This is a genomic window from Streptomyces yokosukanensis (assembly GCF_001514035.1).
GTDB classification, from domain to species: Bacteria; Actinomycetota; Actinomycetes; order Streptomycetales; family Streptomycetaceae; genus Streptomyces; species Streptomyces yokosukanensis.
In genome coordinates this window covers 97,425-110,645 of the sequence record NZ_KQ948229.1, presented here as the reverse complement: position 1 = coordinate 110,645, position 13,221 = coordinate 97,425, and the positions used below count along the sequence as shown (strand labels likewise).

At 70.4% G+C, this 13,221-nt stretch carries 15 protein-coding genes and 2 pseudogenes; 10 read left to right on the top strand and 7 right to left on the bottom strand.

The annotated features are described in order from the left end of the window. Positions 1 to 97 precede the first annotated feature (97 nt). On the bottom strand, positions 98 to 694 hold the full coding sequence (locus AQI95_RS39130) for an NADPH-dependent FMN reductase (protein ID WP_067135460.1): 597 nt from the start codon (positions 692 to 694) through the stop codon (positions 98 to 100). Between the two features lie 125 nt (positions 695 to 819). Here AQI95_RS39130 and AQI95_RS50470 point away from each other — a divergent pair. Together AQI95_RS50470 and AQI95_RS50465 are read left to right on the top strand one after the other, a co-directional pair. Beyond that, positions 820 to 1,332, top strand: a pseudogene (locus AQI95_RS50470) (helix-turn-helix domain-containing protein); the annotation flags it as partial. A 50-nt stretch (positions 1,333 to 1,382) separates the two neighbouring features. Continuing rightward, positions 1,383 to 1,613 carry an MmyB family transcriptional regulator gene (locus tag AQI95_RS50465; protein WP_425264959.1) on the top strand — a complete coding sequence of 77 codons (231 nt, stop codon included), beginning with the start codon at positions 1,383 to 1,385 and terminating at the stop codon, positions 1,611 to 1,613. Between the two features lie 265 nt (positions 1,614 to 1,878). Here the strand turns inward: AQI95_RS50465 and AQI95_RS39110 are convergent, their stop codons facing one another. From AQI95_RS39110 to AQI95_RS39095, 4 genes are all read right to left on the bottom strand, one after another. After that, positions 1,879 to 2,658, bottom strand: a complete 780-nt coding sequence (locus AQI95_RS39110; protein WP_067135452.1) for an NAD(P)-binding domain-containing protein — start codon at positions 2,656 to 2,658, stop codon at positions 1,879 to 1,881. A gap of 241 nt (positions 2,659 to 2,899) precedes the next feature. Then, positions 2,900 to 3,142, bottom strand: coding sequence for a hypothetical protein (locus AQI95_RS48500; RefSeq protein WP_244188994.1), 243 nt, complete (start codon positions 3,140 to 3,142; stop codon positions 2,900 to 2,902). 83 nt (positions 3,143 to 3,225) lie between these two features. Then, on the bottom strand, positions 3,226 to 4,203 hold the full coding sequence (locus tag AQI95_RS39100) for an aldo/keto reductase (RefSeq protein ID WP_067135451.1): 978 nt from the start codon (positions 4,201 to 4,203) through the stop codon (positions 3,226 to 3,228). 10 nt (positions 4,204 to 4,213) lie between these two features. Continuing rightward, on the bottom strand, positions 4,214 to 5,176 hold the full coding sequence (locus tag AQI95_RS39095) for an alpha/beta hydrolase (protein WP_067135450.1): 963 nt from the start codon (positions 5,174 to 5,176) through the stop codon (positions 4,214 to 4,216). A 130-nt stretch (positions 5,177 to 5,306) separates the two neighbouring features. Between AQI95_RS39095 and AQI95_RS39090 the strand changes: the two genes are divergently transcribed. From AQI95_RS39090 to AQI95_RS39060, 7 genes are all read left to right on the top strand, one after another. Then, the gene (locus AQI95_RS39090) at positions 5,307 to 5,960 is read left to right on the top strand and encodes a TetR/AcrR family transcriptional regulator (RefSeq protein WP_067135449.1); all 654 of its coding nucleotides are present in this window, start codon (positions 5,307 to 5,309) and stop codon (positions 5,958 to 5,960) included. Between the two features lie 279 nt (positions 5,961 to 6,239). Continuing rightward, complete coding sequence (locus tag AQI95_RS49450) at positions 6,240 to 6,446, top strand: helicase associated domain-containing protein (protein WP_067135448.1); 207 nt, start codon at positions 6,240 to 6,242, stop codon at positions 6,444 to 6,446. Positions 6,447 to 7,628: 1,182 nt separating this feature from the next. Continuing rightward, positions 7,629 to 7,811 (top strand): hypothetical protein, encoded by a 183-nt coding sequence (locus AQI95_RS39080; RefSeq protein ID WP_067135446.1) that lies wholly within the window; start codon positions 7,629 to 7,631, stop codon positions 7,809 to 7,811. Positions 7,812 to 8,171: 360 nt separating this feature from the next. Further along, positions 8,172 to 8,921, top strand: coding sequence for an SDR family oxidoreductase (locus AQI95_RS39075; protein ID WP_067135444.1), 750 nt, complete (start codon positions 8,172 to 8,174; stop codon positions 8,919 to 8,921). A 59-nt stretch (positions 8,922 to 8,980) separates the two neighbouring features. After that, positions 8,981 to 9,979, top strand: a complete 999-nt coding sequence (locus tag AQI95_RS39070; protein WP_067135442.1) for a zinc-binding dehydrogenase — start codon at positions 8,981 to 8,983, stop codon at positions 9,977 to 9,979. A gap of 206 nt (positions 9,980 to 10,185) precedes the next feature. Then, positions 10,186 to 10,797 carry an NADPH-dependent F420 reductase gene (locus AQI95_RS39065; protein WP_067135440.1) on the top strand — a complete coding sequence of 204 codons (612 nt, stop codon included), beginning with the start codon at positions 10,186 to 10,188 and terminating at the stop codon, positions 10,795 to 10,797. A 60-nt stretch (positions 10,798 to 10,857) separates the two neighbouring features. After that, complete coding sequence (locus tag AQI95_RS39060; RefSeq protein WP_067135438.1) at positions 10,858 to 11,283, top strand: nuclear transport factor 2 family protein; 426 nt, start codon at positions 10,858 to 10,860, stop codon at positions 11,281 to 11,283. Positions 11,284 to 11,391: 108 nt separating this feature from the next. Here AQI95_RS39060 and AQI95_RS39055 read toward each other — a convergent pair whose 3' ends face one another. Further along, positions 11,392 to 11,874, bottom strand: a complete 483-nt coding sequence (locus AQI95_RS39055; protein WP_067135505.1) for an Rrf2 family transcriptional regulator — start codon at positions 11,872 to 11,874, stop codon at positions 11,392 to 11,394. Between the two features lie 300 nt (positions 11,875 to 12,174). On the opposite strand from AQI95_RS39055, the gene AQI95_RS39050 reads away from it, so the two are divergent. Next, the gene (locus AQI95_RS39050; protein WP_067135436.1) at positions 12,175 to 13,014 is read left to right on the top strand and encodes a helix-turn-helix transcriptional regulator; all 840 of its coding nucleotides are present in this window, start codon (positions 12,175 to 12,177) and stop codon (positions 13,012 to 13,014) included. Here AQI95_RS39050 and AQI95_RS48495 read toward each other — a convergent pair. Next, positions 12,979 to 13,221, bottom strand: a pseudogene (locus AQI95_RS48495) (hypothetical protein); the annotation flags it as partial. The gene AQI95_RS39050 and the pseudogene AQI95_RS48495 sit on opposite strands and share 36 nt — an antisense overlap.

Below are 13,221 nucleotides of genomic sequence, written 5' to 3'. Positions count from 1 at the left end.
GGGAACGCGGCCCTTGGCCTCCGGCCTCCCGATCACGCGGCCTGCAGTGATCGCCGTCAGCAGGACTCGAGGGGCAGGTGACCGATGGCGTCCCCACTCACGCAGGGTACGGTTCGGCGGCCCGCGCGTGCTTCAACGCGTCTGCCCACCAGGACAGTTGGTCGAGCATGGTCTTGGCGTAGCCGGCCGCCTGCGGGTCGTCCGGGCGGCCGTCCGTCCAGGCGGTGAAGTAGTTCGGGAAGGCCAGGCCGTCCCGGATGGTCACCGCGTGCAGCTCGGTCAGCACGTTCTCCAGGTGCAGCACGGCGTGCCGGCCGCCGGCCGCGCCGCCGTAGCTCACGAAGGCGACCGGCCTGGCCGTCCACTGGGTGAAGTGCCAGTCGATGGCGGCCTTCAGCGAGGCGGGGTAGCTGTGGTTGTACTCCGGCGTGACGATCAGGAAGGCGTCCGCGCCCTCCAGGGCCTCGGTCAGCCCGGCCATCCCGGCCGGGCGGGGGTAGTCGGCGCCCGCGAACTTCGGCGGGGCGGCGGGCAGGGCCAGCGGGAGGTCCACCACGGCCAGGTCGACCACCTCCGCCTCGAACCCGCCGTGCGCGATGGCCTGTTCGGCCACCCACGAGGACACCACCGGGCCGAACCGGCCCTCCCGGACGCTGCCGACGAGGATCACCAACTTGTGCGTGTTCTTCTCCATGGCCACCACCATCGGCCCGCCCGCCGGCCGCAACCAGACCGTGCCCAGGCTGGCCCCCGCAGGGCCACCCTCCGTGCTGCCGTCAACCGCTACGCTCGCCGCATGGGCACACCGCTGGGGGCTTCATCCACGCCAAGCGCGACAGCATCCAGCCCGAGACGCTCGGCCTGCCCGACCACGGCCGCCGCCGCTCGCCCGGACTGCGCCGCTCCGACCTGGCCGTCCGCGCCGGCAACAGCGTCGAGTACCTGACCCGGCTGGAGCAGGGCCGCGACCGCAACCCCTCCCCGGCCGTGGTTCACGCGCTCGCCGACGCCCTCAGCATCGACCCCGCCGAGCGCGGCCACCTGCGCTACCTCGCGAAGATCACCGGCGGCGCCTGCGCCGGCCGCACCCGGCCCGCCCCGCCGCCCCGCGATGTCCGCCCGGCCGTCCACGAGACCCTGCGCCTGCTCGAACCGGGCGTCGCCGCCGTCACCAACCGCCTAGGCGACATCCTCGCCCACACCAGCGGCTACGCCGCCGTCCTCGGCGCGGCCGGCCTGCTCGACGTCCCGGCTCCGAACCTCACCCGCTACGTCTTCACCGACCCCCGGTCCCGCACCCTCTTCCCCGACTGCGACGAGGTCGCCGACGAGCAGGTCCCTCGGCCGAGAACTCCGAGTGGCTCAGCACCGAACTCGCCCCCGTGGCAGGCCCCGAGTTCACCCGCCGTCTGGGCAACCACCGTGTCCCCCGCCGCGGCCCACTCCGCCTCCAGCACCCGGCCGGGCCCGAACTCCATCTGCTGCGCGAGACCTTGGACTTCACCGCCGACGCCCAGCAGCTCCTCGTCCTGCTCCCCGCAGACGAGGACACCGCTGCCCGCCTTGACCAGCTCACCCAACCGACCCCGGCCCGCCTGCGGGCGATCTCCTGAGCATGGCGAATTCGACGACCCGGTCCAGGGGCGGCTTCGAGCCTTGTGCGGTGTCCACGACCAGGCAGGGGACGCCCAGCGAAACCGGGACCCACGACTCGATCGGCTGTTTCCCCTCCGCGATGCGGTGCAGCAGAACGGCGTCCGCGTGAACGGCGCGCCAAGGCATTTCGGCGGCTCGGCGGGTGATGCGCACGCGGGCGAGTTCGGGATCGACGACACAGCGCACGATGCGGATGCTTGCCAGGTCCGCGAGCGTATCCTGTTACTTCAGATCGGAAAGGAGGCTGTCCAGGGCCTCCTTGAGGGCTGCGGCATTGGCCGGATCGAACCACGTGGTGCGGATCCGCTCGTTGTTCCCTTTGGGCGTCTCGTGGTCGGCGGCAAGCTGATGCACAGGGCGGCTCTCGTCATTCAGTGAGCGGCCGACGTTCTGGAAGAGGCCGCGCACATACCGGTCGGCGGCGTCGGGGGCGATGCCGTGGCCGGTGGCCCACGAGGTGAGTGTGGCGAGGTAGGCGTAGTGGGCGGTGAGGGTCCCGGTCAGTGCGGAGAAGACGTTGAAGGCGTCCTCGTCGGCGACGGGCAGCGCCCCGCCCAGCTGTTCGAAGAGAGCGTTCACCACCGGGTGCGAGGGGCAGGTCACGGTGACGGAGCGACGCTCACGCACGGCGGGCAGCGGGATGGCGCGGACGATCGGAGCGCCGGTGGCGAGGGTTCGACGCAGGTCGTCGATGGCGACGCCGGCCATCAGGTTGACCACGGCCTTGTCGTCGTCCACCTTCAGCCCGGCGAGTGCCTCGTGGTGGTCCTGGCGGCGCACGGCAATGATCACCAACTCGGAGCGGTCCACCACCTCCTGGTTGTCGGCGCACACCTGGACGCCCTCGAAGCGCTTGGACAGTTCGGCGGCGACGCGGGCTCCTCGGGGAGAGAGGAAGACCTCCGGCGACGCACCGCTCCCGCTGCGCAGGCCCTCGACGATGGCCCGGCCTATCTCGCCCACTCCTATGATGCCGATTCGCTGCACTGTGTCGTCCTCCATGGTGCGCGGTGGTCGTGGCTCGTGTTGGTGCGGCTCTGTACGGTCGCGATGGTTGCGTGCGGAGTCGAACGGAGCCGTCGTCACGTCGGTCGCCTTCTTCTCCACAGCGAGGTGACCGCGAAAACGCCCGCCAGTCAGGGAATGATCCCGGCCCGGCCCATCTCCGGCGGCAGTCCGGTCGCGCCGGAGGTGTCCCTGGTCGGCAGCCCGGCCAGTCCGGCGCTGGCGCCGAGCACTAACATCACGGTCGCGACGGGGCGGGCCCACCGCTTGCCTGCCTTGAGGGCCAGGCCGCCGTGAGCCAGCCAGGGACGCCGAGCGCTCCGATGACGGGCGACACGACCAGGTAGGTGGTGACGGCCGAGTCGACCCGCGCCTGGGAGTAGTCGGGATAGCCGGCCCGGATGTGATCGGCCGGCAGATGGGTGGTGCCGCGGTCGACGTACGTGGCGATCGTCGCGAGGGCAGTGGGCGCAAGGCCCACGTACATCGCTGTGCGAGCCGCCCTCATCCAAGGGGTGGTTGCGTCATCAGGGTGCTTCTCTCGTCAGTTCTCTTCAGTTCTCTTCATTGGTCGACCAGGGCGATGCCGTGGTCGCTGTACCGGGCCCCCTGGGCCCCTGCGTCGGGGACGGCGGCGTCGATGTCGCCGAGGTCGGTGGCGGTCAGGTGCAGGTCGAGGGCGGCCAGGTTGTCGCGCAGGTGGGGGCGGCGGGAGCTGCCGGGGATGGGGATGACGTCGCCGCCGCGGGTGAGGAGCCAGGCGAGGGCGATCTGGGCGGGGGTGGCGCTCTTGGCGGCGGCGAGGTGGGTGATGGCGTCGACGATGGCGAGATTGGCCTTGAGGTCGTCGCCGTTGTACCGGGGAGCGGTGGCGCGGAAGTCGCCGGGTTCGTAGCGCGTGGTGGCGCGGACGGCCCCGGTCAGCAGGCCGCGGCCGAGAGGGCTGTAGGCGATCAGGGTGGCGCCGAGACTGCGGATCGTGGGCAGGATGTCAATTTCGACATGGCGTTCCCACAGCGAGTACTCGGTCTGGACGGCGCTGATCGGATGGACGGCGTGGGCGCGGCGGAGGGTGGCGGCCGAGACTTCGGACAGGCCGATGTGGCCCACCTTGCCCTGGGCGACCAGGTCGGCCAGGGCGCCGACGGACTCCTCGACGGGGACGGCGGGGTCGATGCGGGCGAGGTAGTACACGTCGATGTGTTCGGTGCGCAGCCGTCGCAACGACGCTTCGCAGGCGCGCCGCAGATCGTTGGGTGAGCCGGCGGGCACCAGGCCCTCGGCGGTGCGCCGGACTCCGGTCTTGGTGGCCAGCACGACGCGGTCGCGGTGCGGTGCGAGGGTCCGACCGAGGAGTTCCTCGTTTGCTCCGTCGCCGTAGAAGTCGCCGGTGTCGAACAGGGTCACGCCCGAATCGAGGGCCTCCAGCAGGGTGGCTGCGGCCTCGTGCGGGTCGGTGGGGCCGTAGGTGCCGGTCATGCTCATGCAGCCGAGGCCGAGTCGGGGGACCGCCGGGCCGTCTTGTTCGAGGGTGGGGTGCATCGTTCCTCCGTCACTTCGCCAGAGCCGCGCGGAGGTACGCGAGGATCTCCGCCTGGGCGGCCTCGGCCTGTGGTTCCAGGCCGGGCAGGGTGAGGAACGCATGTCGCGCTCCCGGGTATTCAGTGAGCCGCACGGAAGTCCCTGCCTCGCGCAGCTGCTCCGCATAGCGGCGGCCGTGGTCGGCGACCGCGTCCTGGGTGGGCACCACCACGAGCGCCGGGGCGAGCCCGCTCAGGTCGTCCGCGTACAGCGGCGAGACTGCGCTGGTGTCGGCTCCCGGCGGGACGGCGAACCGCTGGATGAGCCGCAGTTGCGGCAGGGCCCGGGTCGGGTTGTACGCGTACTCGGCGATCGAGGGGTAGTCGAACATCGTCTCGGTCACGTCGACTGCGGGGTTGACCAGTACCTGCGCCTTGAGTTCCAGGCCGGCCTCCCTGGCCCGGATGGCCGTCAGCGCGCTGATCAGTGCGCCGCAGCTCTCACCGAAGACGGCCGTGCGCGCCGGGTCGACGCCCCACTGCGCTGCGTGTCGCACCACGTGCTGGAGCACGTCCCAGCCGTCGTCGGCGGCGTTCGCGAGCGGGCTGTCCGGGGCGAGGAGGCGGTGCTCGACAGAGACGACGAGGGCGGGTAGCCCCGCGGCGAGGTGGCTGTTGGTCCAGTCGCACTGCACCGCCGTGCCCACGAAGCCGCCTCCGTGGACATGGACCACGAGTGGCAGGTCGGTACGGGTTGCGGCTTCGTCGTCTCCCGTCGGGGCCGGCCGGTAGACGCGGACCGGTACGTCGCGGCCGGGCAGCGCGACCTCCTGCCAGACGATCGCGGCGCCGGTGTCCGGCTCTCCGAGGATCGTCCGCGCCGCGCTGGAGGCCCGGAAGCGGTTCTCCGCGTCGCGGTAGGCGCGCAGTTCCTCGGTCGTGATCGCCGAGAAGTCCGGCTCCGGCGGCCGGGTCGCGGTAGTGGTCTCGCTCATGCGTCCTTCTCCCCTCCCGGCCGGATGCAGGGTGTGTCGTTGTGGCCGGCCAGTGCGTTGACCTCATTATGCACGCAGTGCGTGCATCAGCAAGTGCATAGGTAAGCTGAGTCCGGACGAGAGGGGCGAGATGACTGGCCGAAGGCGATGGTCGACCGAGGAGATCCTGGACACGGCGGCGGAACTGCTGCGCACGAGCGACGCCGAGTCGTTCAGCGTGCGCAAACTCGCCGCAGCGCTCGGGACCGACTCCTCCAGCCTCTACCGGCACTTCCGCAACAAGACCGAACTGCTGCGCGCGGTTGCCGACCGGATCCTGCTGGCCGCCATGGACGGCTACCGCCCCGAGGGCGACTGGAGGCAGCGCGTCACCGCCCTGGCCTTGCACCTGCGCGAGGCCTTCGGCGAGCAACCCCAACTCGCCGCGGTGTGGGGACGCTACGGGTCCGGTGGCACCGGATCCCGATTGGTCATGGAGGAGCTGCTGCAGGCCCTGCGCGCGTCCGGCCTGCCCGACGAGGAGGTCCCGGTGCGATACCACCGCATCGTGATCCTCCTCGCCGCGCTGATCGCCTCCGAGGCCGGAATCAGCACCATCACCCCCAAGGAGTACGAACAGGGCATGGAGCAGTTCCGTGTCGCGGTGCTCGGCGCCGACCCCGAACGCTTCCCCGCCCTGGCCCACTTCGCCCGCGACATCCGCCCCCTTGGAGCAGACCGCCGCGCCGGATTCGAAGAGATCCTCGCCGCCCAACTCGCCTACATCGAGGCCCAGATCCCCTGACATGCCGGATCACCTGTGCCATGCGGTCGGGTCGCGCCACTGCCGCAGGCCCGGTGCCGGAGGCCGGGGGTAGGAGTGGCGGCCCAGGAAGTTGATGCGGTCGTACCGGAGCGAGGAGAGCCGGGCGGTCGTTCAGACCGAGCCTGCCCAGCCGCCCGCCGACTGGGCAGTGGGCACTCCGGGCGCGGGGCGGGGGACGGGCATCCTGGCCGCCGCCGCGGCTGCGGCCAATTCGAGGTGGGAGTTCATGTCCAGCTCGAACCGGCCAGAGGGGTTCACATGGGGCCAGAACAGCGGGGACAGGGCTCACCGCTCGGCGTCGGTGAGCCGCTTCTGCCACTTCTCCTCGCTCAGGATGTCCTGGAGGACCAGGAGGAGCGGCAGCTCCGGCTCGGTGCATGGATCGGGAACCAGCGGAGCAGGGCCGCCACGCTGTCGCCGGAGCGGGTGGAGCAGCTGTCCGCGATCGGGATGCGCTGGTCGTAGCGGCGTACGGACGGGCGGCGGGGGTGGCCCTGCAGGGGATCCGGGTGGCGCGGTGGGTTCGGTCACCCGGATCCGCCTGCGCTGTGGGGCAGGTAGGTGTTCGTAGTGACCGACCCTGCGCAGACGGGCGGGCCGCCCGACACGCTCCGGTCCCTCGCAGAGGCGACGCTCGGCGAAACGTCGCGCTCGGTTGAGATCTTCGACCTCAACCGAGGTCGGGTCCAGCCGGACGGCAGCGCCCTGAACGCCCTGTCCGACACCTTGCATCCGGGCTGGATCCTGCGCCTGCCGCAGGACGCGGCAGGTCCAGGCGTGCAGCTGGCCAGGGACAGCGCGCAGGACGGCGGCGCCGAGCCGGAGCCCAAAGGTTCGCCGACTGCCGGCGACGGAGCCCCCGGGTCCGGGACCTCCGCACTGAGCCTGCCGCTGCCCGCTGTGATTGCCGCGATCGGTGCCGTACTGGTCGCCCTGGTCACGGCCGCGATCGTCGGACGACGCTCCGTCGGCCGAGGCGTGGCTGCGGTGGGGCGGGCGGTACGGCAGCTGGGCGAACCGGCCCGGCAGCGCGCCGTAGGCTCGCCGCCCGGCAGGCTCTCGGCCGCGCCTTCGCCGCCGACGCCACGTCCGCGCACCGCGCCTACCGGGTGCTCGATGAATGCGCGGCGACGCCTTGGGGCCCGCAGCCATCAGTGCACGCGCTGTCGGTGGCGAACGACCACGGATCGCATGGCTCCCGGCATCGGACAGCCTCGACACGCCGTGGGAACGGCTGGACGACACGCGTTGGCGGCGCCCGGCCGATGCACACGATCGTCCCGGCGCCTCGTCCGCGGCCGCTGCCGGGCGGGACGCCGGCGTGCCGTGCCTGGCTCGGGTGGGCACGGACGACGGGCAGCAGCCGGTGTTCGTGGACCTGAGCCGGCTGGACGGCGTGCTGAGCGTGAGCGGGGATGGAGCGGTGGCCCGCGACGTGGTGCAGAACCTGCTGGCGGAGATTGCCCGCAGCCGTCCCGGGCTGCCGGTGATCGCACTGCGGGACGGTTCACAGGGACCGTCCTTCGCCGTACCCAGAGGTCTGGTGCGGCGCCAGGCTCCCGTCCCGACCGGCCCCGACCACGTCCCGGCCCGGTCCGGTCCGGGGGCATCAGGGTCGGGGCCGGCGTACGCCGTCCGGTCGGCGGCGTGGTCGTCCTCGCGGGAACGCCGAGCGAGCGGGAGGCCGCCGAACTGGCCGCGCTGTGCGCAGCAGGCTGGACCGGCCTGGTGTGCGGCGAGGTCGACGGCGCCCACTGGCGCTGGTATGCCGATGTCCGGGGTCGGGTCGAACTGCCTGTCCTGAACATGACGCTCACCGTGCCGGCCTGAGGGGGCGCCCGGCGGATCAGCGGACAGCCCGCCCAGAAGGTCCGTCTTCCCCACTCGGGTGAGGACATGGTCGGGCAGAGCCACCACGCTGTGCTCGGCGCCGATGTTCTCGTGCCGGGAGGCGGCGCCGCGACCGCACGCCGGCTCGTCGCTGTACCTGCGTCCCAGCACGTCACGACAGGTGCCGATGCTGTCCACCACGCGGCCTCGGGCGCTTTGCCGATGGCCCGAGGCACTGCAGTCGAGCCACCGGCCCGGGCAAGGTCGGCTTGACACTCACTCGATGTAACTATCATTGTTACATCGAGGAACCGGTCGCATCCCGCGGGCCGGTTGATCACCGAATCAGTGGAGGAAGGCATGGCACAGCTCACCGGCAAGGTGGCGGTCGTCACCGGAGGAACCACCGGGATCGGACTCGCCACCGCCAAGCGCTTCGCCACCGAGGGCGCACAGGTGTATGTCACCGGGCGCCGCAAGCCCGAACTGGACACCGCCGTCCACGACATCGGCTCGGGCGCCGTCGGAATCCAGGGAGACATCTCCCAACTCACCCATCTGGACCGGCTCTACGAGACCCTCGGCAGGAGCGGCCGAGGCATCGATGTGCTGTTCGCCAACGCGGGCGGCGGCGAGTTCGCCACTCTGGAGGACGCCACTCCGGAGCACTTCGACACGACCTTCGGCGTCAATGTCCGCGGTCTGTTCTTCACCGTGCAGAAGGCTCTGCCACTCCTCAACGAGGGCGCCTCCGTCATCCTCACCGGCTCCACCACGGCCTCGACCGGAGAAGAGGCGTTCGGGGTGCACTCCGCGACCAAGGCGGCCGTACGGTCCTTCGCCCGGACCTGGGCCAACGAGCTCAGGGGCCGCCGCATCCGAGTGAACGTCATCACGCCGGGCCCGATCGACACCCCCGGAGTCTCCGGTCTCGCTCCTGACACGGAGCAGGCCGGACAGCTCAAGGAGAACCTGGCCGCTCAGGTGCCGCTGGGCCGCATGGGCCGGCCGGACGAAGTCGCGAGTTCCGTGCTGTTCCTCGCCTCGGACCAGAGCAGCTTCACGACCGGCGCGGAGCTGTACGTCGACGGCGGCATGAACCAGGTCTGAGTGGCGCGGCCGGCGAGCGGCTTCGTAACCACTATTGTTACATTCGGAGGGTGAGGGTCATGCGCAGTGTGGTGTACAGCGAGGCGGGCGACGCGGCCGTCGTAGCGCGCGTCGAAGATGTTCCCGGGGCGCCCGCGCCAGGCGTCGGAGAAGTGCAGGTGACCGTCAGCGTCTCCCCCGTGCACCGGGGAGACCTGGTCGGCACTCCCGGAGGTCTGCCGGACGGAGTCTCGGTACGCGCACTGGGCACCGAGGCGGCGGGCGTCGTGTCCGCAGTGGGTGAGTCGGTGCGGACGCCGCGTGTCGGGGACCGGGTCGCGGTGTTCCCCGCGCCGGGAGCATGGTCCGAGCGCGTCACCGTGCCGGCCGAGGCTGCCGTGATTGTCCCGGAGACGGTGAGCGACGAAGTGGCGAGCATCGCGCTCGTCAACTCCGTGACGTCACGTGACGTGCTGCGGGCGGTCGACGAGCTGCGGACCGCTGCGTCGGCTCCGGACGACGTTCCCCTGGTGGTGTCGGCGGCGGCGTCAGCGGTGGGCAAGCTCATCATCAGGCAAGCCGTCGACCGCGGCTGGGAGGTCATCGCCGCCGTGCGGAGCGGCCGGGCGGCGGCAACGGTCCGCACCCACTTCCCCGACGTCGCAGTCGTGGTCTCCGGGGACGACGGGTGGCAGCGGGAACTGACGAGACTGATCGACGGGAGGCCTGTGCCGGTGATCACCGACGCTCACGGCGGACCGTTCGTGCAGGAGATCCTGCCGTTCCTCGCCGACGCCGGCACGTTGGTCGTGTGGGGGGATCTGGCAGGACAACCGTGGGCACTGACCACGTCAGACCTGCTCATGCGCGAACTGAAGGTACGCGCGGTGAGCATCTCCCGCTGGACGACCCGCCCCTCCGACATCCGGGCCGCCGACCGGGAAGCAGCCCTGGAACTCGCCGCGCGGCATCCCGAACTCCTCGCCGTGCACGCCGCCTACCCGCTCGAAGAACTGCGCGACGCCATCGATGCCGCACGGACGAACGGCTCCGGCACCGCGTTGCTCAAGCTGAACTGAAGTATCAGCCCGTCCCAGCACATGTCCCGGCGCCGCTCCCGGGTCACCAGGTCGGCGTCACAGGACAGCCCCCGAAGAGACAGCGCCCGACAAGGCCAGATGACGGCAACGACGGGGCCGAGGGACTGGGCGGGCCTGAGGAGGATGCGAACCCAGTGGACGTACGAGCGTAAGTGGAAGTACGAGCGTAAAAGGAGATGCTTCCCATGCAGTTCAAGAGCATCGGCACGATCGGCGCGGGAGCGCCCGTCCAAGCCGTGGCCGCACACGCGGTGCGGGCGGGACACCCGGTACTGCTGAGCAACAGCCGCGGTCCCGACACTCTGCGCGACACTGTCGCCGCCATCGGCCCCGGCGCATCAGCCGTGGAGTTCGAGGAGGCGGTGACAGCCGATCTCGTGCTACTGGCCGTCCCCTTCAAAGCGGTGCCCGACGTCGGACGCCGCCTCGACGACTGGACCGGCCGCGTAGTGGTCGACATGACCAACCAATTCGCCGCATACAACCCCCACCGCGGCTTCGCCGACGTCTCGCCGCTGACCGGCAGCGAGTGGGTCGCCGAACAGCTGCCCGGCGTCACGCTCATCAAGGCCTTCAACGCCATGTTCGCCGACTACATGGCCGCCGATCCCCGACACAGCGAGGGCGCCCAGGCCGTCTTCCTGGCAGGTGACGACGAACCGGCCAAGTCGGCCTTCAAACGGACGATCAGCGGCCTCGGCTTCGCGCCGATCGACCTCGGTGCCCTGCGCGAGGGCGGTGCACTCATGCAACTCCAAGGCCCTCTGAGCGGCAAGCATTTCCTCTTCCAGGGCTGATTCCGAACGACCCCGTTGTCACACCACGACATCACCACATACACATAAGGGGCAGAACCCATGTCTACCGACACTGATATTTCGCGCGCTGTCGCCGAGCAGTTCGTCGATCGCCTCGGCCAACAGGACCAGGACGGCATCCAGGAGTTGTTCGCGCCCGAGATCGACTGGCATGTTCCTGGCAGCGACCGTCTGCCCTGGACCGGCCGCCGCACACGGCGCGAGGACGTCGCGCCGTACTTCACGACGATGTGGCCGCACTACGTACCCGGCAAGTCGCAGGTCGTGCGAGAGCGGACCATCGTCGAGGGCGGTGACGTGATGCTGTTGGCGACCTTCAGCCACACCATCGCGGCCAGCGGCAAGAGGTTCACCACGCCGGCCGCCCTGCACCTGGTGATCGAGGACGGCCGGATCGTCCGTATGCACCTTTACGAGGACACCCTGATCGTCGACCAGGCGTTCCACGGTGACGGGACCGACTGACCCGGCTCCGCCTCCACGGTTACGTCGTCGCGCGATGGCGGACGCGGACGGCGGACCGATGCGGCTCGCAACGACTCGGACAGCCGGCCTCCCGGGTTCGGGCGTCCGTCAGGACTCGGTCGCCGGCGTGAGGTGCGCGAATCCGGGCGCTCCCTCACGGCTCTGCTGGGCGAGGATGTCGGCAAGGAGGTCCGCCACGGTGATCCGCGCCAGCCGGTCACGCACCACCTCCTCCAAGCCGTCGTAGACCCGTTCCAGAGCAGGTTGGATGCCGAAACCGACCGGGCAATCCTGGTTGGGCGGACTGGTGTGCAGGCCGAGGAGTGGGCCGGCCTGGACGGCCTGGTACACGTCCAGCAAGGTGATGCTCTCCGCGTCGCGGGTCAGCGACCAGCCGGCACCGGTACCCCGCCGTGACTCGACCAGGCCGCCCTTGCGCAGCTCACCGAGGGACCGCCTGATGACCACCGGGTTGGTGTTGACGCTCTCGGCGATCTGCTCGGAGGTGACCACCTCCGAGCCAAGACGCCGGTTGAGTTCCATCCAGGCCAGCGTGTGGGACGCAATGGCCACTCTGCTGTTCGCGCTCACGGTCACCTCACCTCCCGATGTAACCATACGAGTTTTGACGGGCTGACGCCAAAGGCGGTTACCCAGCCGTTCCGCGCGGTGCCGTCGATCCGACCATGGACCTCTTCGAGTCTGCGGACGCGCAAGGTGCGTTCGCCGCCGTCAAGAAGTCTGCTGAGACCGGCGGCGACATCGTCCAGCCGCCGTTCGTCAGCGGGCAGCGGGTGGCGGCCGCGCCGTCCTCGCCACCGACATGCGCCCCGACAGAACCGTAAATGATCATGTCGATGCACCTGTGAGCAGGGGAAGTAGAGTGAAATCATGCCTGCTTTGTCGACTCCTCTCGGCGACTTCCTGCGTGCCTGCCGGGCACGTGTCGATCCTGATGCCACGGGCTTGGTGACGGGGGGAAATCGCCGGGTGGCGGGTCTTCGCCGGGAGGAGGTCGCCGTACTGGCCGGCGTCAGTGCCGACTACTACGCCCGGCTGGAGCAGGGGCGCGAGCGCAGTCCTTCGGGTCAGGTCGTGAGTGCGATCGGCCGGGCACTGCGGCTGGACGCCGATGCGCGCGGACACCTCTTCCGTCTTGCGGGTGTGAGTCCAGGCATGGCCTTGGACCGTTCTCGCGACGAGGTCCACCCCGCCTTGCTGCAGCTCCTGGATGCGTGTCCCACCTCAGCCGCCTACGTTCTCAGCCCTGCCTTCACCGTGTTGGCGACCAATGTGATCGCGGCCGAGCTGCTGTCGCCGTTCAGAGGCACCGACAACATGGTGCGCGTTCTCTTCGGTCATCCCGACGCCCGAAAGGTGTTCCTGCAGTGGCCCACGGTCGCGGGAGCCACGGTCCACGCGCTGCGGCTGAACGCCGGCCGCTACCCGGACGACCCGCAGATCCGGGACCTCGTCTCAGAACTGCTGGCGGAATCCGATGAGTTTGCGACGCTGTGGAATGACCAGACCGTGGGCGGTCTCGCGCGCGCCCACAAGGTCTTCGTCCATCCCCGGATCGGCCGGGTCGAGCTGACGTACCAGGCCTTCGACGTGCGTGATGCTCCTGGCCAGCAGCTTCTGGTAGGCACGCCGGCGGCCGGCGGCGCCAGCGCCGATGCGATCGCTCTCCTCGGATCACTGCACGCCGTCGACTCGGCCTGTGATCGGTAACTGCCGTACAAGGTCAATGGCTGCGGTGTCCCCCGTGACCAGCAGGACGCTCGCCTCGAAGGTCGAGCCGCCGTCCTGCCAGGGCTGCCGCGACAGCCGGCCCTCGACGATCGCGTCGCGACCCACCCAGAACGTTTCGGTTCGTCCACTCTCCGGATGCAGGTGCCGGTGGGGAAGGGCGGCTCTTCCTGGGTGTGGCGCACCCAG